Below are 24,503 nucleotides of genomic sequence, written 5' to 3'. Positions count from 1 at the left end.
AATGACTACGACTTATTTTTTTTACAGAATATTGACATCCTCTTAGCCCTTACAAAATCAGGATTTCGAGAAACCAACGGTTCGGCAACCTGAAATTAACACCAAAATCAAGCCTTGTACTCAAACGAATCCAGACTAGAATACTCACCATGTAGTAGCCATTTATTAAAAAATATCTATATCTAGTATTTATCCACAGAGTTAGTCACAGGGGTGTTTCTGTGAATAAACAGGGGATATTTTTTATTTTCACCAAACAGGTAAATCCCAACATGAACCAGAGCTTGCTCGTTACCAAACGCGATGGCAGCAAAGAAAAAATCAATTTGGATAAAATCCACCGCGTCATTGCTTGGGCCGCAGAAGATTTACACAATGTCTCCGTTTCTCAGGTGGAACTGCGTTCCCACATTCAGTTTTATGACAGCATCAAAACCTCTGATATCCATGAAACTATCATCAAGGCCGCTGCCGATCTGATCTCTCGCGAAAGCCCGGATTATCAATATCTGGCCGCGCGTCTGGCCATCTTCCATTTGCGTAAGAAAGCCTACGGCCAGTTTGAGCCGCCTGCTCTGCTGACTCACGTCACCAAAATGGTAGAATTGGGTAAGTACGACAAACATCTGTTAGAAGACTATAGCCCGGAAGAATTCGCCCAGATGGACGCTTTCATCGATCACTGGCGTGACATGAGTTTCTCCTATGCGGCGGTTAAACAGCTGGAAGGGAAATATCTGGTACAAAACCGCGTCACCGGTGATATCTACGAAAGCGCCCAGTTCCTGTACATTTTGGTCGCCGCCTGCCTGTTCTCCGGCTACCCGCGTGAGACGCGTCTGGATTACGTTAAACGTTTTTATGACGCGATCTCTACGTTCAAAATTTCTCTGCCGACGCCAATTATGGCGGGCGTGCGTACGCCAACACGTCAGTTCAGCTCTTGCGTGCTGATCGAATGCGGCGACAGTCTGGATTCCATCAACGCGACCTCCAGCGCTATCGTGAAATACGTTTCTCAACGTGCCGGTATCGGTATCAACGCAGGCCGCATCCGTGCGCTCGGTAGCCCGATTCGCGGCGGTGAAGCATTCCACACCGGCTGTATTCCTTTCTATAAACACTTCCAGACGGCAGTGAAATCCTGCTCTCAGGGTGGCGTACGCGGCGGGGCTGCCACGCTGTTCTATCCGCTGTGGCATCTGGAAGTGGAAAGCCTGCTGGTGCTGAAAAACAACCGTGGCGTAGAAGGCAACCGCGTTCGTCACCTCGACTACGGCGTGCAGTTGAACAAACTGATGTATCAGCGTCTGGTAAAAGGTGAAGAGATCACCCTGTTCAGCCCGTCTGACGTGCCAGGACTGTACGATGCTTTCTTCGCCGATCAGGATGAATTCGAGCGCCTGTATGTGCAATATGAGCAGGATGCCAGCATCCGCAAACAGCGCATCAAAGCAGGCGAGCTGTTCTCCCTGATGATGCAGGAACGTGCTTCCACGGGCCGTATTTATATTCAGAACGTTGACCACTGCAACACGCACAGCCCGTTCGACCCGCAGATCGCACCTGTTCGCCAGTCCAACCTGTGTCTGGAAATCGCACTGCCGACCAAGCCGCTGAACGACGTGAACGATGAAAACGGTGAAATCGCGCTGTGTACGCTGTCCGCTTTCAACCTCGGCGCAATCAATAGCCTAGACGATCTGGAAGATCTGGCGACACTGGCCGTGCGCGCGCTGGATGCTCTGCTGGATTATCAGGATTACCCGATTACAGCGGCAGAACGTGGTGCGATGGGTCGCCGCACGCTGGGTATTGGCGTCATTAACTTCGCTTACTATCTGGCGAAAAACGGCGTGCGTTACTCCGACGGCAGCGCCAACGGCCTGACACACAAAACGTTTGAAGCTATTCAGTACTATCTGTTAAAGGCGTCGAATGTGCTGGCACGCGAACAAGGTGCCTGCCCGTGGTTCAATGAAACCACCTATTCTCAGGGTATTTTGCCTATCGATACCTATAAGCGCGATCTGGATGCGATTTGCAACGAACCGCTGCATCTCGACTGGGAAGCGCTGCGTAACGACATCAAAGAGTATGGTCTGCGTAACTCCACGCTGTCTGCGCTGATGCCGTCTGAGACCTCATCTCAGATCTCCAACGCCACTAACGGTATTGAACCACCACGCGGCCACATCAGCGTCAAAGCGTCCAAAGACGGTATTCTGCGCCAAGTGGTGCCGGAGTACGAAACGCTGAAAGACGCTTACGAACTGCTGTGGGATATGCCAAATAACGACGGCTATCTGCAACTGGTTGGCCTGATGCAGAAGTTTGTCGATCAGGCGATCTCTTCCAACACTAACTACGATCCGTCACGTTTCCCATCAGGTCGAGTACCGATGAAACAACTGCTGAAAGATCTGGTCACGGCCTACAAATTCGGCGTGAAAACGCTGTATTACCAAAACACCCGTGACGGCGCGGAAGACGTACAAGACGACCTGCTGCCAGAACCACAGGACGACGGCTGCGAAGGCGGTGCGTGTAAGATTTAAGCCAATAATGAAAGGCTGCCGATGCAGCCTTTCTCTTTTATAGCAAACGTCGCTGCCCCGCCCCTTATGGGCCTTCACAAGCGGCGTTAAAAAATGCTCCCGGCATTTTTTTGGAGAGACTCATGGCCTATACCACTTTTTCACAGAATAAAAATGACCAGTTGCTAGAACCCATGTTCTTCGGTCAGTCGGTTAACGTTGCACGTTTCGATCAGCAAAAATATGAAATTTTCGAAAAATTGATCGAAAAACAGCTGTCCTTCTTCTGGCGTCCAGAAGAAGTCGACGTGTCCCGCGATCGCATCGACTATCAGGCGCTGCCCGATCATGAAAAGCATATCTTCATCAGCAACCTGAAATACCAAACGCTGCTGGATTCGATTCAGGGACGTAGCCCGAACGTGGCACTGCTACCGCTGATTTCTATCCCTGAGCTGGAAACCTGGGTGGAAACCTGGGCTTTCTCGGAAACCATTCACTCACGTTCCTACACGCACATCATTCGTAATATCGTGAACGATCCATCGCTGGTGTTTGACGATATCGTGACGAACGAAGAAATTCTGAAGCGTGCCAAGGATATCTCCAGTTACTACGATTCGCTGATCGAGATGACCAGCTACTATCATCTGCTGGGTGAAGGGACACATCAGGTTAACGGCAAGACCGTGACCGTGAACCTGTATGCACTGAAAAAGCAGCTGTATATCTGTCTGATGAGCGTAAACGCGCTGGAAGCGATTCGTTTCTACGTTAGCTTCGCCTGCTCGTTTGCTTTTGCGGAACGCGAACTGATGGAAGGCAACGCCAAAATCATCAAGCTGATCGCCCGTGATGAAGCGCTGCACCTGACCGGCACACAGCACATGCTCAACCTGATGCGTTCTGGCCATGACGACCCAGAAATGGCGCAAATTGCCGAAGAGTGTCAGCAGGAATGTTATGATCTGTTCGTGCTCGCCGCTCAGCAAGAAAAAGAGTGGGCTGAATACCTGTTCCGTGACGGTTCGATGATTGGCTTGAACAAAGATATTCTGTGCCAGTACGTGGAATACATCACCAACATCCGCATGCAGGCCGTTGGGCTGCCGCTGCCGTTCCAGACGCGCACTAACCCAATTCCGTGGATCAACGCCTGGCTGGTGTCTGATAATGTACAGGTTGCGCCACAGGAAGTTGAAGTCAGCTCTTATCTGGTCGGTCAGATCGATTCAGAAATCAGCGACGACGATCTGAGCGATTTCCAGCTCTAATCGATGAGCAATCCAACGATCACACTGCGCACATCCGGTGCGCAGTTTTCCTGTTCAGACGACGGCCCTTCGCTGCTGGATGTGCTGGAATCTAACCGAGTCAGCATTGAATATCAGTGCCGCTCCGGCTATTGCGGTTCCTGTCGACTGCGTCTGGTAAAAGGCAGAGTGGCGTATCGTCAAACCCCGTTGGCCTGCATCCAACAGGATGAAATCCTCCCCTGCTGCTGTATGCCTCAGGGCGACATTGAACTCGATATCTAGCCCCCGCTCCCTCACAGGACATTCTCCTTACCGCGTTTACTGGCGGGCGTATTTACTGCCCGCTTTCATACTCAAGTGAGTTACACTATCCACTGAAATCGTTTTTCGACTGCTATATACCCTAAATAATTCAAGTTGCGGGACAAAACACATGTGTTTTGAACAACACAAAGCGTTGGCCCGTCAGGGCGAGGCTCAGAGATGAGCTGAGTATTACCAACGTACATGCAGCTTGAAGTATGGCGGGGATAAAACAACCTGGAGGTTTTAGAATATGCTCACCGTCATTCCTATTTTGATCTTTGTTGCACTCATCATTGTCTGGTCAGGCATCAAAATCGTACCTCAGGGATATCAATGGACTGTGGAACGGTTTGGCCGCTATACCAAAACGCTGATGCCGGGGCTGAATCTGGTCGTGCCGTTTATGGATCGCGTTGGTCGTAAAATCAACATGATGGAACAGGTATTAGATATACCCTCTCAGGAAATTATCTCACGCGATAACGCCAATGTGGCCATTGATGCCGTGTGTTTTATTCAGGTGATCGATCCCGCGCGGGCCGCTTATGAAGTTAGCAATCTGGAACAGGCTATCGTGAACCTCACCATGACCAACTTCCGTACGGTGCTGGGTTCCATGGAGCTGGACGAAATGCTGTCTCAGCGCGATAGCATCAACACCCGCCTGCTGCATATCGTTGATGAAGCCACGAACCCGTGGGGCGTGAAAATCACCCGTATTGAAATCCGCGACGTACGCCCGCCTGCTGAACTGATTGCCGCCATGAACGCGCAGATGAAAGCAGAGCGTAACAAGCGTGCGGATATTCTGGAAGCCGAAGGGGTGCGTCAGGCCGCAATCCTGAAAGCCGAAGGGGAAAAACAGTCGCAGATTCTCAAAGCTGAAGGCCAACGCCAATCTGCCTTCCTTGAAGCAGAAGCGCGTGAGCGTGCAGCAGAAGCGGAAGCACAGGCGACCAAAATGGTGTCCGAAGCCATCGCAGCAGGTAACATTCAGGCGATTAACTACTTTGTTGCCCAGAAATATACCGATGCGTTACAGCAGATCGGTTCTTCTAATAACAGCAAAGTGATCATGATGCCGCTGGAAGCCAGCAACCTGATGGGGGCTATCGGTGGGATCACTGAACTGATTAAAGATAGCAAAAACAGCCGAGGTCAATAATGGGCATTGGACTGGTGATGGAAAATGCGCACTGGTTCTGGCTGTCGCTCGGCGGTCTGCTTTTGGCCGCCGAAATGCTGGGCGCCAGTGGCTATATGCTGTGGAGCGGTTTATCGGCAGTATTGGTTGGGCTATTAACATGGGTGATGCCGCTGGGATGGCCATTGCAGGGAACGATTTTCGCCATCCTGACGATCGTTACGGCACTACTCTGGTGGTATTGGCTGCGTAAACGAACGCTGTCACGCCCACAGTCGATGCTCAACCAGCGCGGGCAACAACTGCTTGGACTGCGCGCTACGCTGACCGACCCGGTGATCAACGGTTTCGGGCGGGTAAACATCGGTGACAGCAGTTGGCGCGTGAAATCAGAACAGGATTTGCCCGCCGGCACGCAGGTTGAAGTGATTGCCATCGATGGTATCACGCTGCATGTGCGCCCGACTGAGCGCTAACTAACGCATTATTGGGGGAGCTTGTCTCCCCTTTATTACTCTCTTCTCTTCTGACAACAGCCCGCCAGATTATTGATTATCGGGCAATCCGCACCACCATCTCCCGGACACTGTTCGGCCAGCGCCAGCAAATGTTCACGCATCGTTTTCAGCTCTTCGATATGCATCTCGATTTCCTGCACTTTCTGCAAGGTTCGTGCTTTGACATCCGAACTTCGCCGCAGCGGATCGTTAAATAACGTAACCAGCTCTCGGCATTCATCCAGATTAAAACCAACCTGGCGCGCCTGACGCAGCAGCGTCAGCTCTTCGACGTGATGGTCGTCGTAGCTGCGGTAACCATTTTCAGAACGCAGCGGCGTAGTCAGAAGTTCTTTCTCTTCATAGAAGCGAATGGTTTTACTACTAAGACCGGTTTTTTTCGCAACATCACTGATATTCATGATTTCCCCCTTGACCCTCCCCTTGCTAGAAGGTTTACCTTACTCAATAACTAGTAGAAATCAGATGGCCGGTCAACGTCTTTCACCTCCGGCTGTGATCACGGGAGAAAATTATTATGTCTCAAACTATCGTGTTGTCGTTGCAGGGACTGACCTGCGGACACTGTGTCCAACGCGTGAAAAAAGCACTGGACGCGTTGCCTACGATCGAACAAACCAACGTCACCCAACAGTACGCCAGAGTCAGCGGCGACGTTGATTCCCAGACGTTGATCGACACTATTGAGCAGGCTGGCTACGAAGCACAGCTCGCTACCACGCCGGATGTCTCTCTTCAGCTTTCCGGCCTGAGCTGCAATCACTGTGTCGCCGCTACGCGTAAAGTGCTGGAAGCGATTCCCGGCGTCGTGGCGACGGATGTCACCAAAGAGCAGGCAACCGTGTATGGCAACGTTGAGGCCACAGCACTGATTAGTGCCATTGAAGAAGCCGGCTATCACGCCAGCGTGCAGGAGAACGTTCACCCAAAAACTGAGCCGCTGGCACAGGTAGCGACGACGCCGGAAGCGCTGCCAGCGGCCGAGAGTATTCTTCCGGCAATGGCAACACTCGCCACCCGCGATGACGACAGCGTACAGCTCCTGCTTCAGGGGATGAGCTGCGCCAGCTGCGTGAACCGCGTGCAGACGGCGTTGCAAAACGTCAGCGGCGTCACGCAGGCACGCGTTAATCTGGCCGAACGCAGCGCGTTGGTCAGCGGTCACGCCGAGCCGGAAGCGCTGATCGCCGCGGTTGAGCAAGCGGGCTATGGCGCGGAAATTATTCAGGACGAGGAAGCTCGCCGCGCGCGCCAGCAACAAACCTCTCAGCAGGCTATTCGCCGTTTCCAATGGCAGGCTGCGCTGGGATTACTGCTTGGTGTGCCGCTGATGCTGTGGGGCGTACTGGGCGGCAGCATGAGCCTGACACCGGAAAGCCAAACGCCGTGGCTGGTCATCGGTATTTTGACGCTGGCAGTGATGGTGTTCGCTGGCAGTCATTTTTACCGTAACGCCTGGCGCAGTCTGAAAAACGGCACCGCGACCATGGACACGCTGGTCGCGCTGGGAACAGGTGCAGCCTGGCTTTACTCTATTACCGTCAATCTATGGCCGGATCTTTTCCCAATGGCGGCGCGTCACCTTTACTATGAAGCCAGCGCCATGATCATCGGTTTAATCAACCTCGGTCATGCGCTGGAACAGCGTGCCCGTCAACGTTCTTCGCGGGCGCTGGAACGGTTACTGGATTTGACGCCCCCTACCGCCCGCGTCGTGACGCCGGAAGGTGAGAAATCCATTCCGCTATCCGACGTGCAGTCCGGCATGACGCTGCGCCTGACAACCGGCGACCGTATTCCTGTCGATGGCGAGATTTTGCAAGGCGAAGTGTGGGTGGATGAAGCCATGCTGACTGGGGAACCGATCCCGCAAGCCAAAACGTCCGGCGATACGGTTCACGCTGGTACGCTGGTTTCCGACGGCAGCGTCCTCTTTCGCGCGGACGCCATCGGCAACCAAACCACCCTATCGCGCATCATCCGACTGGTCAGGCAGGCGCAAAGTAGCAAACCCGCTATCGGCCAGTTGGCGGATCGTATTTCTGCCGTGTTTGTTCCCGTCGTCGTGGCCATCGCACTTCTCAGCGGTGCAATCTGGTTCTTCGTGGGGCCACAGCCGCAGATTGTCTACACGCTCATTATCGTCACGACCGTTCTGATCATTGCTTGCCCCTGTGCGCTTGGGCTGGCAACACCGATGTCGATTATTTCCGGCGTCGGACGTGCCGCAGAGTTTGGCGTGCTGGTGCGTGATGCTGATGCCTTACAGCAGGCCAGTAAGCTGGATGTGCTGGTGTTTGACAAAACCGGTACGCTAACCGAAGGACAGCCGCGCGTCGTGGCGATTCATACCTTCGCCGACGTGACGGAAGTTCAGGCGCTGGCCTGGGCGGCTTCGCTGGAGCAAGGCTCGAATCACCCACTGGCAAAAGCGATTCTTGAAAGAGCAGAAAATCTGACACTCACGCAAGTCGAACAGTTCCGTACGCTGCGCGGCCTCGGCGTCAGCGGCGAGATCGGTGATGCACACCTGCTACTGGGGAATCCGGCGCTTCTCCAGCAACATCAGGTCGATATCACCGCAGGCGAAACGCTGATCAATGAACAGGCTCAGCGCGGTATCACACCGGTATTGCTGGCGGCGAATGGTCACATCATTGCGGTGTTCTCCATCCACGATCCGCTGCGAGCAGATAGCGTCAGCGCCTTGCAGCGTCTCCACCAGCAGGGCTATCAGCTCGTCATGCTCACGGGGGACAACCCGCTCACGGCGAAGAGCATCGCTAAAGAAGCGGGTATCGATCAGGTGATTGCTGGCGTGCTGCCAGACGGCAAAGCGGAGGCCATCAAAAAGTTACAGGCTCAGGGCAAGCGCGTGGCCATGATTGGTGATGGCATCAACGATGCACCGGCACTGGCACAGGCCGATGTCGGCATTGCGATGGGCGGCGGCAGCGATATCGCGATTGAAACCGCCGCTATCACGCTGATGCGCCACAGCCTGCACGGTGTCGCCGATGCGCTGGCGCTCTCCAATGCCACACTGCGCAACATGAAGCAGAACCTGCTGGGCGCGTTTATCTATAACTCGTTGGGGATCCCCATTGCCGCAGGCGTACTCTACCCGCTGACCGGGACGCTACTTAGCCCGGTGGTGGCCGGTGCAGCGATGGCGCTCTCCTCCATCACGGTGGTCAGCAACGCCAACCGCCTGCTGCGTTTTAAACCTAAAAGCCAGTAATGCAAACGCGGCGCGTTGTTGAGACGCGCCGCGTTTTCCTTTGCCGAAAACCATCGTGATTTTATCGCCTGTAGCCAGACTTATTCACCCACGCTCACTCCAGTTCATGGCGTGCGGCTTCTGCCAAAAAATGGCTGCGATCGCGATAAGTACCCGGCTGCTCTCGCACGCGATTATCAATACGCTGTATCAACGTATCGGGAAGTGAAATGTTCAATCGCTGCGGTTTTCCCTCAAAAGCCGATAAATCCACATCCAGCACGAACCAACTATCGTAGTCCGCAAAATCTGGTATTGCCGCATAGATGAGATGTCCAGCATCATTAAGTCGTTTAATATCCAGATTTCCGCGGCTCACCGCTTCATCAATAAGGGTTAAAATCGCTTCCCGCGCCATGCGTGCAATCTCTTGTTGGCTGTCAGCTGCAGAGAAGCAGCCATAATCATCAGTACACAACGCCGGAACGATCAGCCCATATGCCGTAGCATCATCTTTTGGCGTTTCAACACCGACTGAAAAAAACATATTGCCTCCGAAAAGGCGGGGATCAGATCCCCGCCATTTTTTTGATGGATTTGACAGTTCCAAGTGGTAAATCCTTTTTTGGATGCGGCACTGGAAATGTTTTTCCAGTAATGGGTGACCACCATATTTGGTGACTCCCGCCGTTATGCCGTTTGCACTCACAACCTGCCGCTGCCAGCTCCTTTATCAGGTCAGTTGATTTCATGTATCCTCCTAACCTGACTTTCATTATACACACCAATACACACCCATCAATCTTTACGCGTAGGGAGAATTGAGTAACCAAACACGTGGGCTTCCGTGCCCTTAGGATTGGTATACCTTGTATTGTTCCGCATCTAGCGTTTAGCATAGTTATTCCACATCAGGAGACGGAACCAATGGGGCAACTGCTGCGTAGAATCGCGACTTTTCTTGGCTTTATCTCACCGCTGGCTTACGCCTACCCAGCGATAGACGTTCAGCTTACTAATGAACGACAACTGCATCTGGTCGGCAGCATTCATATGGGTAGCAAGGATATGGCACCGCTGCCCGATACGCTGTTGCAACAGCTCCGGCAGGCGACCGCACTTATCGTCGAAGCCGATATATCCGATTCACATTCCCCCTTCGGACACAGTGACGCCGAGCCACCGCTCGTACAACGCCTCAGCCCGGAAAACTACCGCCAGTTGCAAAAAATCTGCGAGTCGCTCTCTTTCGATGAGAGTAATATCAGTACGCTTCCAGCCTGGCAGGCCGCGCTGATGCTGCAAGCCAGACAGGCGCAGTTGCTGGGCTTACGCCCCGACTACGGTATCGATTATCAGTTAATTAACGCCGCGAAATCTCACGGTATTCAGGTTATCGAGCTGGAAGGACAGCAGACGCAGGTTGATTTGTTACAACAACTACCGCAGGGCGGCCTGCTGTTGCTGGAGGATACGATTAAACACTGGCGCGCCAACGCACATTTGCTACAAACGATGGTGGGCTGGTGGCTAGACAGCAGACCCGGCAAATATACGCCGGATATCCCCGCGACGTTCAGCAATGAAATGACCGACCTGTTGATGGGCCAGCGTAACCGCCGCTGGCAACAGCAGCTTCAGGAATTGCCACCCGGAAATTACGTTGTGGCCGTAGGCGCACTGCATCTGTATGGCGATGAGAATTTACCCACGCTGCTAAAAAACGGCCATACCGCAACCCCATGAAAGAACACATTATGACGCGTAGCCGCGTCCGCAAGATAAGGCCCGCTACAGGGTTAAGGATAGTGAAATCATGACACCCGCAGTCAATCTGCTCGAAAAAAACAAGGTCGACTTTACGCTACACAGCTACCACCACGACAGCGATGAAACCAACTTTGGCGAAGAAGCGGCCAGAAAGCTGGGGCTGAATAAAGAACAGGTTTATAAAACGCTGCTCGTTTCTCTGAATGGTGATGCGAAAAATCTCGCCGTGGCCGTTACGCCAGTCGCCGGCATGCTGGATCTCAAGAAAGTCGCCCGTGCGCTGTCAGCTAAAAAAGCGGATATGGCCGATCCGGTCATCGCTCAGCGTGTCACAGGTTATCTGGTAGGAGGAATCAGCCCACTTGGGCAGAAGAAACTGTTGCCAACCGTGATTGATGAACCGGCACGCCAGTTCGGTACCATTTTCATTTCCGGCGGTAAACGTGGGTTGGATATTGAACTATCGGCAGACGATCTGGCGCGACTGCTGCGCGCCACCTTTGCCGATATCGCCAAGCATGATTAATACTCGCGATTAAATGAGCATAACCTGCCTGACGATGTAGCATCAAAACGAAGCAGATAGCAGAGGACTCCACGGCCAGTGTGTCCCCTGCTACCGCTTCATATACTCGTCATACTTCAAGTTTCATGTGCGTTGGCTGCACTCAGTCACCCGAATCACTTACTTGAGTAAGCTCATCGGGATTCCTTCCCTTGCCGCCTTCCCGAAACTCGAATTATTTAGGGTATAATCGATTACTGATCGACTTTTGCCCCTTTATCCAACTGCATCACTGGGCCTTCTTTCACATTCAGCGTCAGGCCTTTGGTCTGCAACTCCGCATTTCTTACGCGAATGCCTTTATCCGCATCAATGCGCACATTATCAAAGTGGAAACCACTGAGTGGGGCTTCTGGTACGCCGATAATGTAAGCCGCTGCTTTGGTCTTACCGGTCGACTCCAGATTCTCGATCGTCACATTGCTGAAATGCGGCGTCTTGTACTGATCAAACGGCTGCTCTGGATCGGTATCCGGCGGATAAATTTGCTCACCCATCGTGAAGCCGCCTTCGGCCAGCATCTTGTCTACTTCAGCCTGCACAATCGGCGCAGCTTTGTAGTAAGCGGCAAAGACCAGCGGGATTTCAACATCCACCATTTTGGTATTACGGTAAGTGATGTTTTTCACTTCGCCGCCTTTACCACGCAGGGTTTTAATGCGGATACCGTACATGGAACCTTCGAACTGGTTATTTTCAACCAGCACGTTATTCACACCACCGGAGGTTTCGCTGCCGATAGAAATGCCGCGCCCTTGCTTCAGGATATTGTTGGCGATATAGATGTTATCCACGACGCCATTCGGGAAGCGGCTATCCGGCTTCTCGGCTTTTATCGCGATGTGGTCATCATTACAGTCGATATAGTTGTTGGTAATACGGATATTCTGGCTGTCGATCGGGTCGATAGCATCGGTATTTGGCGCATGCCACGGCGACAGAATCCGAGTACCGTTCACATCCACATCATGTGAGTAACGCATCACAATGTGGAAACTCGGAGAGTGAGTGAGTGTGACGCCATCCACCAGCACGTTATTAGAGCTTTTGATATAAATCAGACGTGGACGATCGGTGCCACCTTTCTTGCCGGTTGCACGAATATTCTCACGCCAGCGCTCCCACCAGACAGCGCCTTGCCCATCAATCGTGCCCTGCCCAGTGATAGCCACATTCTGTGCATCGGCAATACTGATAAAGGGAAGCCAGCCATTTTCCGCTTCAGCGTACTTGGTTTTTTCCGTCGCGCGATAGGCTGCTTCTTCGGTCGATGCAACGATGGTCGCATCTTTTGCCAGATCCAGTCTGATGTTACTTTTCAGGAACAGCGGATCGACCAGATAGTTACCGCGAGGAACGTGTACCGTCCCGCCGCCGGCCGCAGCACAATCATCAATCGCTTTCTGGAAAGCTTGGGTATTCAGTGCGATCTGTAGGCGGTGGCCTTCGGCCCCGTATTGCGTTACGTCACAGGTTTTATCGGGAAATTTCACTGAGCTGGCCGCTTGTGCGGTACCCGCTTGAATACCCAACGTGATGCAGGAAGCCATTAATGACAGAGCAAGACCACTACGCATACTTAACCTCACTAAAAAATGAAATATCGTTTTAATAAAATACCACTCCTATTCCATTAAAAAGCGAGAGGCGATCACGTTTTAGATGTATTCGTAATAATTACAATAAGGTAGGATTTTTTTCGTGCAATTGCACGATTCCCATCCTGCGAATGTACCTATGGCGAGGTAGTGCGCCGCATAAACAGAGCAAGGGATGTAAAAGAAAGTAGGATCGAGGAAATGGTGCTGGCCTGAGCGACCAGCACAGAGAAGATAAATGGCGTTATGCCGTCAGGCGAGCGAAAGCATCACGGATTTCCTGTTCAGGTAAATCCACACCGATAAACACCAGCACGCTCTTTCTTTCTTCATCAGCGTGCCATTCTCTGTCCCAGTCGGCGCTATACAAGCGCTGAACACCCTGAAACAGCAGGCGGCGGTCATCACCGTTGATGGCCAGAATGCCTTTATAGCGCAGCAGATTATCGGAGAATTGCAGCAGCAGGTTTTCCATCACATCGGAAACAGACTGAAGCTCAACCGCCTTATCGAGATACACAACGATTGATTGCACGTTATTCTGCGCGGGGGCAACAAAGCGAAATACTGGCGTTTTCACGTCCAACTTGTCGCTGAGGACAAAGCCGTCGATGTTAAACAGCACGCTCAGATCGATATCGCCATGGACTACAGGGTAGATCGGTGCACGCGCATTAATGCGCTGAAGGCGCGGTAGCAGCGTTTCGTCTTCGCTTGCCACATCGGTTTTGGTCAGCAGTATCCGGTCGGCATAGCCAATCTGCGACTGTGCGATGGTGAACTGATCGAGCTGCTGCTGCGCATGTACTGCATCCACCAGCGTGATAATCCCGTCCAGAACAAAGCGTTCACAAATAACTTCATGCGAGAAGAAGGTCTGCGCCACCGGCCCCGGATCGGCCATACCGGTGCATTCAATGATGACATGATCAAAATCCAACGTGCCATTATCCACGCCATCGACCAGATCGAGCAGCGCATCGGCCAGCTCATTGGACTGCGTACAGCAGATGCAACCGTTGCTCAGCGTCGTAATCTGGCTGGCCCGTTCACCGATTAACGTATTATCAATCGGGACTTCGCCGAATTCGTTTTCAATTACGGCAATCTTGTAGCCGTGCTCGGCATTCAGGATATGCCGTAATAAGGTCGTTTTTCCTGCACCGAGAAACCCGGTCAGAATGGTGACATAAAGTGGTTGAGTCATAACAGGTCCCAAATCGTTAACAGCAGCGTATCCCGCCTTTGCCGTCTCCGCCATAACGCGCCTGCTGGCGTTCGCGGAAGAATTCTTCGTACGTCATCGCAGGTTTATCCGGGTGATTAGTCTGCATATGCTGCACATAGGTATCATAATCTGGCATACCGACCAGCATACGCGCCGCTTGGCCCAAATATTTTCCTGCTTTTCCCAGATTGCCAAACATCATTACCTCCAGACCATCGCCTGCAATAGCGGCTAGATAAAAAATACCCTGTATAACGTTATACATTATACAGGGTATCTGTACCCGTCATCTTTCACGTTCTGCCTTGCTAGCTGTCTCGCAAAATCTGACGGGCGCGAGTCACTTAGTGGCCGGAAGAAACTTTCACGCCACCTTCAGGAACCGGAACATACGGGGTTTCCTGATCGGTACGTTCAGCCACTTTACGTGCAGCCAGTGCCGCTTTAATACCGTACGCAATAATACTGTACACCACGATCAGGAACAGAATGCTCAGACCGGCGTTGGTATAGTTGTTAGTCACGATATGGTTCATGTTAGAAATCTGCTGCGCACTCAGCTCGGCACCGCCTTCCGCAATTTTGCCCTTGAACATGTTCGCCATGTAGAAGAAGCCTTCCAACTGAGGATTGTCGCTGAACAGTTTCAGACCCAGCGCCCAGGTAGTACAGATCAGCAGCCAAATCGCCGGAACCAGCGTGACCCAGATGTACTGCGTACGTTTCATCTTAATCAGGATAACCGTACCCAGAATCAGCGCCACGGCAGCCAGCATCTGGTTAGAGATACCAAACAACGGCCACAGGCTCTTCACGCCGCCCAATGGATCAACCACGCCTTGATACAGCAGGTAGCCCCACAGACCGACGCAGCCCGCCGTACCGATCATACCAGCAATCAGAGAGTCAGTTTTCTTCAGGAACGGAACGAAGTTACCCAACAGGTCTTGCAGCATGAAACGGCCAGCACGCGTACCCGCATCCAGTGCCGTCAGAATGAACAGCGCTTCAAACAGAATACCGAAGTGATACCAGAAGCCCATGTTGGCACCAGGAATGATCTGGTGGAATACGTGTGCGATACCAACAGCCAGCGTAGGTGCCCCACCTGCACGGTTCAGAACGGAAGGTTCACCGATGTCTTTCGCCGTTTGCAGAATCTGCTCAGGAGAAATCACGAAGCCCCAAGAGCTAACGGTCGCCGCCGCGTGGGCAGATACGTCCTGCAGCTGTGCCAGAATCATCGGCGCATCTGCTGTGCCCAGACGATGCAGATCCGGCATCGTAATACCCAGCGCCGCTGGCGGAGTATTCATCGCGAAGTACAGACCCGGTTCGATGATAGACGCCGCAACCAGCGCCATGACCGCCACGAAAGATTCCATCAGCATGGCACCGTAACCGATGAAACGCGCATCGTTTTCGTTAGCCATCAATTTCGGCGTAGTACCGGAAGCAATCAGCGCGTGGAAGCCAGACACCGCGCCACAAGCAATCGTAATAAACAGGAACGGGAACAGCGTACCTTTCCAGACCGGACCGGTGCCATCCACAAACTGCGTTACCGCTGGCATTTTCAGATCGGGATTCAGAATCACGATACCAATCGCCAGACCGACGATGACACCAATTTTCAGGAAGGTCGCCAGATAGTCACGCGGCGCCAGAATCAACCATACTGGCAGCAGTGCGGACACGAAGGCATAACCAATCAGCGTATAGGTGATGGTGGTATCTTTGAAGGTCAGCGCTGGGCCCCAGTACGGGTCATGTGCTACGACGCCACCAAACCAGATTGCCAGCACCAGCAATACGATCCCGATCACCGAGATTTCACCGACTTTACCCGGACGGATAAAGCGCATGTAGACGCCCATAAACAGCGCGATCGGCACCGTAGAACACACGGTAAAGACGCCCCACGGACTTTCTGCCAACGCTTTCACCACGATCAGTGCCAGTACGGCAAGAATGATGATCATGATAAGGAAGCAGCCGAACAGCGCAATCGTACCCGGTACTGGGCCTAATTCCTTCTTAACGATTTCGCCTAACGACGCGCCGTTACGACGGGTCGAAATAAACAGGACCATGAAGTCCTGCACGGCACCGGCCAACACCACGCCGCCCAGCAGCCATAAGGTGCCCGGCAAGTAGCCGACCTGCGCAGCCAGTACCGGCCCAACCAGCGGGCCCGCACCTGCGATAGCAGCAAAGTGGTGCCCGAACAGGACGTTACGGTTCGTCGGCACATAGTTAAGACCGTCGTTATTCACAACGGCGGGGGTTGCTCTGGTCGGATCTAACTGCATGACTTTTTGTGCGATATACAGGCTGTAGTATCGATAAGCCACGAGGTAAACGGCGACAGAAGCAACAATAATCCATAATGCACTAATATGCTCACCGCGACGTAGTGCGACTACGCCGAGGCAAGCAGCCCCGATGATTCCAAGAATCATCCAAGGGATGTGTTTAAGAATGGCGTTGCTCTTCATAAGACATCCTTCAATTAAAAATCACAATCGTTTGATTTTGTTAGCTGTAGAAAAATAAACCCTGGTAATGCGTCGTGCGATAACGCGGGTTATCGCGTATTTCAGATAAAGGAAAATAGTGGCGGCACATTACGCCATCGCGTACGCGCGTGGGGCGGGTATTTGGGTAGGCGGCAGAATAGCGAGCTAAGCGGTTAGAATGACGCAGTGAGTGGCTGGGGATAAATTGGGCGGTATAAAACGAAAAGGCCGCGACGTTCGCGGCCAGTAGAGTGTTTATGTGATGGGCGATTACGGAATCTGGTATGCCAGTTTGTAATTACCCGCCGTCGCGGGGCGGAATGTCACACTGTCCGTGCGCCAGCGGATTTCCACTTCCGCGGGTGACTGCACTTTCCAGCTTGAGGCATCGTTGACGTTCAGTACCAGTCGGTCAATCGTCGCGACATCTGCCGCAGGATCGGTAATATCAAGCGCAAACGCAAACGCGAGTGAATCCGGTACGCCGTTATTGGATGAAAACAGCTGCGTCCACTGTGCCGCCGTAATACCACCAAGCTCGGCCGGCGTCATACCGTCCGCAATCAGTGCTTCTGCGCCTGCGGTATCGGCTGACAGCGCCCCTACATCAACCCACGCTCCGTTCCGCAAGACATGCCAGTTAACGAGATCCCGCGTCACAGCGACACGCACTTTACCCTTGCCCGTCTGCGTTGCGGTTAGTGTTGCGGAATTAATCTGTGCCCATGAGCCAGCAGATGTTAATAACTTCTGAATTACTGATTGTGCTAATGGAGTATATTTTGTACGCACACTAATCGGCTGAGCAGAAATTAGTTTTACAGGAGTGGTGACATTAGGCAGTGTCGTATTTAATGAATTAACACTCGATACACCTAGCAGATTTATTCTTTCTGAAGTCAACTCCCCAGTGATTTCAATCAGTACATTTCCTGAGAAACCATAGTTTTTCCCACCAGTGTTGATGACAAATTTTTCATTCGGTGGGAAAAATTTTAATTCTGAAATAGTGACATAGGGGCTACTGCCGTTAATAGCCGTAATTAACAAACGGTAAGTTTTGTAACTAGCGGATTGTGAGAGAGTAAAGTTTCTCACCGCACCAGGATCGTTATTCATATCGTCGGTAACGGAATGTAAATCACTCCATGTTACACCGTTATCATTACTGCCCTGAAGTTTCCATGTTCGCACATTCCCCATATCCATTTGGCTACGGTTGGTAATTTGATAACCACCGATGGCTTCTTTCGATGGTAAATCAATTTGTAGCCAGTGAGGTCGTGCAACAGAAGGTACCCATGAGCCATCCGTTCCCCAGCAGTTAGGCGGCGGACCTGAATTATTAGAGCCATCGAATGCGATAAAAGCTTTATAGGTCCCTAGAGACTCATTAGACGCACTCGCTATATAACCTACAGGTAATGTATTAGACGTCATTAAAGGAATAACAGATGAAGAAGATGCATTTATTAATGTAGTGGCACACTGAATTTGGCCACCTGAATAGAGGTGATATCATCACCTCACAGTCAAAACAGGTGACATTATGACCGGACGTAACAGACGTAATTTTAGCCCCGAGTTTCGCCTCGAAGCTGCCCAGCTTGTACTCGATCAGCACTACACCGTTGCCGCCGCTGCTACGGCAATGAATGTCGGCAAATCCACGATGGACAAATGGGTTCGACAACTGAAAGAAGAGCGAGCGGGAAAATCACCCACTGCTTCACCCATGACACCTGAGCAGATTGAAATACGTGAGCTAAAGAAAAGACTTCAACGCGTTGAAATGGAAAGGGATATATTAAAAAAGGCTACCGCGCTCTTGATGTCAGACTCCCTGAACAATTCTCATTAGTTGAGAAACTCAGGGCGCGGTTTCCTGTTGCCGTTGTGTGCAACGTGTTTGGGGTTCATCGCAGCAGTTATAAATACTGGCGGCAGCCCAGGAAGCCTGACGCCACGAGAGTGGCATTACTGAGCCTTGTGCGTGAAGTTTATCGCGAAAGTAACGGCTCAGCAGGAGCGCGAAGCATTGCCGCGATGGTCACCACTAAAGGTATAAAACTGAGCCGCTGGCGGGCAACAAAGCTGATGAAAGCGCTCAATATTATCAGCTGTCAGCAACCCAACCTGGCCATCGTTATAAGAAGGCGTCTAAGGAACACATTGAGATCCCTAATTATCTGGATCGCCAGTTTGCTGTTACCGAGCCTAATCAGGCCTGGTGCGGTGATGTGACTTATATCTGGACGGGAAAACGCTGGGCTTATCTGGCTGTAGTACTCGATTTGTTTTCCCGTAAACCGGTTGGCTGGGCGATGTCATTTTTCCCTGATTCAGCACTGACAGGTAAAGCCCTGTCGATGGCCTGGGAAGCACGGGGAAAACCGGCTAATTTACTGTATCACTCGGATCAAGGCAGTCACTATACCAGCAGGAATTTCAGGCAGTTACTGTGGAGATATCAGATAAAGCAAAGTCTGAGTCGCCGGGGAAATTGCTGGGATAACAGCCCAATGGAACGGTTCTTCAGAAGCCTGAAAACAGAGTGGGTACCGGATAATGGCTACGCGAATTTTAGCCAAGCCAGCACGGCAATAACGAATTACATCACAGGATATTACAGCCAGCTCAGACCTCATCAATATAATGGTGGTTTGACGCCGAATGAATCAGAAAGATTGTTCTGGAAAAACTCTAAAGCCGTGGCCAGTTTTTGTTGACCACTACACACCGGCTTCTTCTTTCAGCGCATACGCCGCGAGATTAAACGTATTTTGTGAACTAACACTGAACGTATGACTTTGTCCTGCCGTTGCACCCTGACGATCGGCAACAGTATAACCAGAACCGCCTGTGCCCGAACCACCAGCAGCACTGATAATGGTTTTCTCATTCGCTGGGTTATAACTCAGCGTCACGCCCTCACCGGCTTCCAGCGAGGAATGGATAAGCTGTTTCGTTTTTTGCGTGTAGTCGGTGATGTCCGCGGTGGTGTGCGTGTGATCTGCTGCTGCAATTCCCATCTGCGCTGGCGTCAGTGAGATATCACCGCTACCCAGCAGTGATTGGCCAAAGAGCGTGCGGATATTAGTGCCAGAAATTAATTCAGCCTGCTTTACATTCCAGACTGCTTTTTCATCCGGCGAGGCAAATTTTCTGGTGGCAGTTTCGGTAATCTGATCGGCCGTATAGTCGCCGACTTGCGCCGTTACAACACCGGTACGCCCAAATACGGAGGAAACGCCGGAAACACCGGGTTCTTGACCGCCGTCATTATCTGAATGACAGCAAGCGTGAGGATTATCCTGAATAGGGGGATGAACGATACATGTTGATTTCCCTGTACTGTCACAGACATTAATTTCAATATTTACGCTTTTCATTGTACTGATAACTCCATTGATAAAAGGCATAGGGAGTATCACTTATTTTCCAGAGAGACTATTTTAAAGCGTGTTACTAATCTATTGCTTCCTTTTGTATAAAACTCAGAAGTAAAAATGGCCGCAAATATGCGGCCATTGGAATATGTCATCACGTAGACAATTACGGAATCTGGTATGCCAGCTTGTAATTACCTGCCGTCACAGTGCGGAATGTCACACTGTCCGTGCGCCAGCGGATTTCCACTTCCGCTGGTGACTGCGCTTTCCAGCTTGAGGCATCATTGACGTTCAGCACCAGTTGGTCAATGGTCGCTACGTCGGTGACCAGGTCAGTGATATCGAGTGCAAACGCAAATGCGAGAGAATCCGGCACGCCGTTATTGGATGAGAACAGCTGCGCCCACTGCGCCGCCGTAATACCGCCGAGATCGGCTGGCGTCATACCCTCCGCAATCAGTGCTTCTGCGCCTGCGGTATCGGCTGACAGCGCCCCAACATCAACCCACGCCCCGTTCCGCAAAACATGCCAGCTCACCAAGTCCCGCGTCACAGCGACACGTACCTTACCGTTGCCCGTCTGCGTTGCGGTTAGTGTTGCGGCATTGATTTGTGACCATGAGCCAGTAGAGGCAGATAATAGAGATTTACTGATAACAATTTGTGAATTAGGGAGATACGTCAATTTAATATTACGCTGATTCTCTGCATACACTGAAAACGGAGAAATAGCAGAAATATCAGGACCAGTAATGGTCCCAGATGATGAAAACCCACGACTAAAGTCAGCTGTTCCAATATTCTCCAGTAATCCATTATTTACGGTATACCATGCATTATCACTGCCAATAATCAGCATACGGGCATGAGGGAATAACTTAATGTTTTGTATAACAACATAGTTAACATCTGGATTTGATTCAGTGATAATAATCCGATATGACGCATATGCTACTGAAGAGGATATTCTGTACTCTCTGATAATCCCAGCATTACTATTCGTATCATTATTAACAGAATGAAGAGATTCCCATGTAACCCCATCATGGCTTCCCTCAAATCGCCATGAGCGTGGGCTACTGATAACAGATGATAATCGATTCTGGATTGAATAGCCGCCAATAGCTTCTGGACTAGGTAGATCTACACGCAACCACTGAGGTTCTTCAGTCGTTGGCCCAACCGCCGAATTCCAGAATCCGGGATTAGTCGACGAAAACGCCATCCAATCAGAATATGCAGGAGTGTATATCGATGATGAAGAAATAGTATATCCGCTAGGAGATTCGCTTGATTCCATGTCAGGGATAATGGATGTTGTTGCCATATCAGCGATTGATAATGATTTAGCTCCGGAATTTATATCTGCAAAGTATTCTCCATCAGATTCCTCCAGCGCTAAAATCCCTCCAACATATGGCTTTAATGTCCCATCAAAAATAACCCCAGTCGTCATGTAATAATTTAGCTCACTCGACGCATTAAAGTCATCAGCAACGTAAGCCTGATTTACCGCCCCCGCTTCTTCTTTCAGCGCATACGCGGCGAGATTAAATGTATTTTGTGGACTAATGCTGAACGCATGGTTTTGCCCAGCAGCGGCGTCCTGACGATCGGCGACGATATAACCCGAACCGCCGCTACCAGAACCACCAGCAGCGCTGATAATGGTTTTCTCATTCACCGGGTTATAACTCAGCGTCACACCCGCCCCCGCTTCTAGTGAGGAATGGATGAGCTGCTTCGTTTTTTGCGTGTAGTCGGTGATGTCCGCTGTGGTGTGCGTGTGATCCGCGGCCGCAACGCCCATTTGCGCTGGTGTCACTGAGATATCACCGCTGCCCAGCAACGACTGGCCAAAGAGCGTGCGGATAGTGGTGCCAGAAATTAATGCATCCTGTTTTGCATTCCAGATTGCTTTTTCATCCGGCGAGGCAAATTTTCTGGTGTCGGTTTCGGTAATCTGATCGGCGGTATAATCGCCGACTTGTGCAGTGACAACGCCAGTCCGTCCGAATACGGAAGCAACACCGGAAACTCCGGGTTCTTGACCACCTCCGTTATCAGAATGACAGCAAACAGGAGGATGGACGGTACATGTTGCTTTACCTGTACTGTCACAAACATTGATTTCAATATTAATATCTTTCATGGTATTGATGACTCCGTTAATAAAAGGAATAGGGAGTATCACTTATTTTCCAGAGAGATCATTTTAAAGTACTTTAATAATTTCTTACTCAATTTTATATAGAATACAGAAGAAAAATGGCCGCAAATATGCGGCCATTAGAATATGTCATTGGGAGAAAAATTATGGAACCTGGTACGCCAGTTTGTAATTACCCGCCGTCGCATTGCGGAATGTCACGCTGTCCGTGCGCCAGCGGATTTCCACTTCTGCAGGTGACTGCGCTTTCCAGCTGGAAGCATCGTTGACGTTCAATACCAGTCGGTCAATGGTCGCTACGTCGGTGACCGGGTCAGTGATATCGAGTGCAAACGCAAACGCGAGTGAGTCCGGCACACCGTTATTGGATGAGAACAACTGCGTCCACTGCGCCGCCGTAATACCGCCGAGATCGGCTGGCGTCATACCGTCTGCAATCAACGTTGTTGCACCCACCGTATCGGCTGACAGCGCGCCCACATCAACCCACGCCCCGTTCCGTAAGACATGCCAGCTCACCAAATCCCGCGTCACAGCGACACGTACCTTGCCGTTGCCCGTCTGCGTTGCTGTTAGCGTTGCGGCATTGATTTTTGGCCACGCGGCGGACATCAGTGATTTTTGAATTGCAATTTGTGAGTAAGGCGCATATTTCACTGAAACATCCAGTTGAGATGTAGACACAATCGATATCGGTAACTTTCCAATCAACTGTGACGCCATAATTTCCCCACTATTGGAAAACCCATTAAATGGTTTTAATTCAGCCGGTAATAAAACACCGTTACTGGCCGTAAAATATTCACCTGTCCCCGCTTTTATCAGGATAGTATCCTTAGCAGAAAGTAATTGCAGGTCACCAATTTGGACAAAATTACCACTACCATTGCTATCAGTTATATTCAGACTAAAGTAAATATATTTTTCACTTTTAGGGAATGACCATTCTCGTAGCTGTTGATTACCATTTCGAATATCGTTAACTACCGAATATATTTCATCCCAAATTACACCATCATTACTCCCTTGTAATGAAAATGACTTAGGTGATGCTAAGTCAATGACATACGGAGTATTCATGTTAGTTATTCGCAACCCATCAGCGCTAGTTGGATTTGGACATTTTACCCGTATCCATTGTGGAGATTCTGACGTTGGTTTTTTTGATGACCACCACGCATCAAGATTATTTATCGTTGTATTATTCATGGCTTTATATGCCGGTGAATTTTCGTTTAATTGGCTACTGGATGCAGCACTAAACCCTGCGTCTTCATTTGAAGACATTTTAGGGATAATATTACTTTTAACATCAGGTAGAACGATCGATACAAACTTCCCATCCGCACGAACTGGGGATGAATAAAATTCACCGTCTCTTTCCAGTTGTACCGATACACCCGTGTAGAGATGTAGTAGATCATCAAAAACAACCGCATTCGTCGCGTTGTAATTCGACTCACTTGACGCATTAAAATCATCAACAACGTAAGTCTGATTTGCCGCACCCACTTCTTCTTTCAGCGCATACGCCGCAAGATTAAATGTATTTTGTGGACTAATGCTGAACGCGTGGTTTTGCCCTGCCGTTGCACCTAGTCGCTCGGCAACGATATAACCCGAACCGCCGCCGGAACCACCGCCTGCTGCACTGATAATGGTTTTCTCGTTCGCTGGATTATAACTCAGCGTCACACCCGTCCCCGCTTCAAGCGAGGAATGAATGAGCAGCTTCGTTTTTTGTGTGTAGTCCGTGATATCCGCGGTGGTGTGCGTGTGATCTGCGGCCGCAACGCCCATCTGCGCTGGTGTCGGTGAAATGTCACCGCTGCCCAGCAACGATTGCCCAAAGAGCGTGCGGATAGTCGTCCCAGAAATTAATTCAGCCTGCTTGGCATTCCAGAATGCTTTTTCATCCAGCGAAGCAAATTTTCTGGTGGTAGTTTCGGTAATCTGATCGGCCGTATAGTCGCCGGGTTGTGCAGTGACAACGCCAGTCCGCCCGAATACGGAAGCAACACCGGAAACACCGGGTTCCTGACCACCACCGTTGCCTGAATGGCAGCAAGTGTGGGAACCAGCTTGAATGGGGGGATTAACAGTACAGGTTGATTTTTCCGCGTTGCCACAGACGTTGATTTCAATATTTACGTTTTTCATCGTACCGACTACTCCGTTAGTTAGGGTGTATCAGGAGTATCGTGTATTTGGCTGGTCTGTTATTTTAAAGCGCTTTACTAAACATAAGATTATTTAATCAATTAAATCAGCAAATTAGAT

General features: G+C 50.9%; 18 protein-coding genes and 2 pseudogenes. 9 read left to right on the top strand and 11 right to left on the bottom strand.

Annotated features, from left to right (window positions below; genetic code table 11):
- Positions 1 to 272 precede the first annotated feature (272 nt).
- The 5 genes from nrdA to EIP93_RS06370 all read left to right on the top strand — a co-directional run bounded on the left by nrdA (position 273) and on the right by EIP93_RS06370 (position 5,719).
- Complete coding sequence (gene nrdA, locus EIP93_RS06390) at positions 273 to 2,558, top strand: class 1a ribonucleoside-diphosphate reductase subunit alpha (RefSeq protein ID WP_125232446.1); 2,286 nt, start codon at positions 273 to 275, stop codon at positions 2,556 to 2,558.
- Positions 2,559 to 2,680: 122 nt separating this feature from the next.
- Complete coding sequence (gene nrdB / locus EIP93_RS06385; RefSeq protein WP_095698802.1) at positions 2,681 to 3,811, top strand: class Ia ribonucleoside-diphosphate reductase subunit beta; 1,131 nt, start codon at positions 2,681 to 2,683, stop codon at positions 3,809 to 3,811.
- 3 nt (positions 3,812 to 3,814) lie between these two features.
- Positions 3,815 to 4,075 (top strand): class I ribonucleotide reductase maintenance protein YfaE, encoded by a 261-nt coding sequence (gene yfaE, locus EIP93_RS06380; RefSeq protein ID WP_010284079.1) that lies wholly within the window; start codon positions 3,815 to 3,817, stop codon positions 4,073 to 4,075.
- 274 nt (positions 4,076 to 4,349) lie between these two features.
- The gene (locus EIP93_RS06375) at positions 4,350 to 5,264 is read left to right on the top strand and encodes an SPFH domain-containing protein (RefSeq protein ID WP_010301277.1); all 915 of its coding nucleotides are present in this window, start codon (positions 4,350 to 4,352) and stop codon (positions 5,262 to 5,264) included.
- Positions 5,264 to 5,719 (top strand): NfeD family protein, encoded by a 456-nt coding sequence (locus EIP93_RS06370; RefSeq protein WP_125232445.1) that lies wholly within the window; start codon positions 5,264 to 5,266, stop codon positions 5,717 to 5,719. The genes EIP93_RS06375 and EIP93_RS06370 overlap by 1 nt, the downstream gene beginning before the upstream one ends.
- Before the next feature lie 35 nt (positions 5,720 to 5,754).
- On the opposite strand, the gene cueR is transcribed toward EIP93_RS06370, so the two are convergent.
- Positions 5,755 to 6,162 (bottom strand): Cu(I)-responsive transcriptional regulator, encoded by a 408-nt coding sequence (gene cueR / locus EIP93_RS06365; protein WP_125232444.1) that lies wholly within the window; start codon positions 6,160 to 6,162, stop codon positions 5,755 to 5,757.
- A 116-nt stretch (positions 6,163 to 6,278) separates the two neighbouring features.
- Here cueR and copA point away from each other — a divergent pair, with 116 nt between their 5' ends.
- Positions 6,279 to 9,002 (top strand): copper-exporting P-type ATPase CopA, encoded by a 2,724-nt coding sequence (gene copA / locus EIP93_RS06360; protein ID WP_125232443.1) that lies wholly within the window; start codon positions 6,279 to 6,281, stop codon positions 9,000 to 9,002.
- Between the two features lie 94 nt (positions 9,003 to 9,096).
- On the opposite strand, the gene EIP93_RS06355 is transcribed toward copA, so the two are convergent.
- A complete protein-coding gene (locus tag EIP93_RS06355) occupies positions 9,097 to 9,528 on the bottom strand; it encodes a type II toxin-antitoxin system HicB family antitoxin (RefSeq protein ID WP_107332493.1) in 432 nt (143 codons plus the stop codon).
- A gap of 22 nt (positions 9,529 to 9,550) precedes the next feature.
- Complete coding sequence (locus tag EIP93_RS06350) at positions 9,551 to 9,733, bottom strand: type II toxin-antitoxin system HicA family toxin (RefSeq protein WP_039485998.1); 183 nt, start codon at positions 9,731 to 9,733, stop codon at positions 9,551 to 9,553.
- A 175-nt stretch (positions 9,734 to 9,908) separates the two neighbouring features.
- Between EIP93_RS06350 and EIP93_RS06345 the strand changes: the two genes are divergently transcribed.
- Positions 9,909 to 10,727, top strand: coding sequence for a TraB/GumN family protein (locus tag EIP93_RS06345; protein ID WP_107332492.1), 819 nt, complete (start codon positions 9,909 to 9,911; stop codon positions 10,725 to 10,727).
- Between the two features lie 70 nt (positions 10,728 to 10,797).
- Positions 10,798 to 11,277 (top strand): Cys-tRNA(Pro)/Cys-tRNA(Cys) deacylase YbaK, encoded by a 480-nt coding sequence (gene ybaK, locus EIP93_RS06340; protein WP_103860136.1) that lies wholly within the window; start codon positions 10,798 to 10,800, stop codon positions 11,275 to 11,277.
- 233 nt (positions 11,278 to 11,510) lie between these two features.
- Here ybaK and EIP93_RS06335 read toward each other — a convergent pair whose 3' ends face one another.
- The 5 genes from EIP93_RS06335 to EIP93_RS06315 all read right to left on the bottom strand — a co-directional run bounded on the left by EIP93_RS06335 (position 11,511) and on the right by EIP93_RS06315 (position 18,101).
- A complete protein-coding gene (locus EIP93_RS06335) occupies positions 11,511 to 12,893 on the bottom strand; it encodes a glycoside hydrolase family 28 protein (protein WP_116226779.1) in 1,383 nt (460 codons plus the stop codon).
- A 265-nt stretch (positions 12,894 to 13,158) separates the two neighbouring features.
- Complete coding sequence (gene yjiA / locus EIP93_RS06330) at positions 13,159 to 14,121, bottom strand: GTPase (protein WP_107332491.1); 963 nt, start codon at positions 14,119 to 14,121, stop codon at positions 13,159 to 13,161.
- A gap of 16 nt (positions 14,122 to 14,137) precedes the next feature.
- A complete protein-coding gene (locus EIP93_RS06325) occupies positions 14,138 to 14,341 on the bottom strand; it encodes a YbdD/YjiX family protein (RefSeq protein ID WP_040031402.1) in 204 nt (67 codons plus the stop codon).
- A 145-nt stretch (positions 14,342 to 14,486) separates the two neighbouring features.
- Positions 14,487 to 16,640, bottom strand: a complete 2,154-nt coding sequence (locus tag EIP93_RS06320; RefSeq protein ID WP_010308756.1) for a carbon starvation CstA family protein — start codon at positions 16,638 to 16,640, stop codon at positions 14,487 to 14,489.
- 291 nt (positions 16,641 to 16,931) lie between these two features.
- Positions 16,932 to 18,101, bottom strand: a complete 1,170-nt coding sequence (locus tag EIP93_RS06315) for a discoidin domain-containing protein (protein ID WP_241229565.1) — start codon at positions 18,099 to 18,101, stop codon at positions 16,932 to 16,934.
- Between the two features lie 109 nt (positions 18,102 to 18,210).
- Here EIP93_RS06315 and EIP93_RS06310 point away from each other — a divergent pair.
- Positions 18,211 to 19,390: pseudogene (locus EIP93_RS06310) on the top strand (IS3 family transposase).
- Positions 19,391 to 19,399: 9 nt separating this feature from the next.
- On the opposite strand, the pseudogene EIP93_RS06305 reads toward EIP93_RS06310, so the two are convergent.
- From EIP93_RS06305 to EIP93_RS06295, 3 genes and pseudogenes are all read right to left on the bottom strand, one after another.
- Positions 19,400 to 20,053 (bottom strand): annotated as a pseudogene (locus EIP93_RS06305) (discoidin domain-containing protein); the annotation flags it as partial.
- Positions 20,054 to 20,216: 163 nt separating this feature from the next.
- Entirely contained in the window at positions 20,217 to 22,205 is a 1,989-nt protein-coding gene (locus EIP93_RS06300; protein ID WP_125232442.1) for a discoidin domain-containing protein, read from the bottom strand.
- A gap of 162 nt (positions 22,206 to 22,367) precedes the next feature.
- The gene (locus EIP93_RS06295; RefSeq protein WP_125232441.1) at positions 22,368 to 24,383 is read right to left on the bottom strand and encodes a discoidin domain-containing protein; all 2,016 of its coding nucleotides are present in this window, start codon (positions 24,381 to 24,383) and stop codon (positions 22,368 to 22,370) included.
- Between the last annotated feature and the right edge of the window lie 120 nt (positions 24,384 to 24,503).

Source organism: Pectobacterium versatile, from assembly GCF_003932035.1.
Classification (GTDB): Bacteria; Pseudomonadota; Gammaproteobacteria; order Enterobacterales; family Enterobacteriaceae; genus Pectobacterium; species Pectobacterium versatile.
This window is presented reverse-complemented; position numbering and strand designations above follow the sequence as displayed.